At 68.8% G+C, this 596-nt stretch carries 1 protein-coding gene; it reads right to left on the bottom strand.

What is annotated here, in order from left to right; translation table 11 throughout:
• On the bottom strand, positions 1 to 596 hold a 596-nt coding region (locus tag AC3A3X_RS17830), incomplete at both ends, for a transposase (RefSeq protein WP_487584312.1).

Raw genomic sequence — 596 nt, 5'->3', positions numbered from 1 at the left:
CGATGGGCGTTCCAGCGGACACCGTCGCGCACCATCGCGTTGAGGATGGTCAGCAGCTTGCGCATGCAGGCTACCAAGGCCACCTTGGCGGCTTTGCCGTTCTCGCGCAGACGGGTATAGAACGCCTTCAGGGTAGGGTTGTGCCGGACCGCGGTGAGCGTGGCCATGTAGAGCACCTGCCGCACCGTGGCGCGGCCGCCCCACACCTGGCGCCGGCCGCGGCGGGTGCCGCTGTCCCGGTTCAAGGGGGCCACGCCGACCAAGGCGGCGATGGCCTTGCGGTCCAGGCGCCCTAACTCTGGCAAGCAGGCGATCAAGGTCAGGACCGTGACCTCGCCCAAGCCCTTCACCTCGCGCAGCAGGTCGCGTTCGGCCTGCCAGGCCGGTGACGCCTCGACCGTCCGCCGCAGCCCGTCCTCGCTGGCGCGCAGGCGGTTTTGCAGCCACTCGATGTGCGTGTCAATGTCCCGCCGCACGGCCTTGTTGGGGCTTTGCTTGCGGCGCATCTTCTCCATCGCCAGCATCTCCACCAATTGCCGGCGCCGGGTCAGTTGATCGGCAAAGTCCTGCGCCGCCGCATCGGGCAAGGCCCGTTG

Source organism: Lysobacter sp. Soil_N_23 (genome assembly GCF_057656135.1).
Note: the sequence above shows the minus strand (reverse complement) of the source record. Positions and strands in the feature narration are given on the sequence as shown.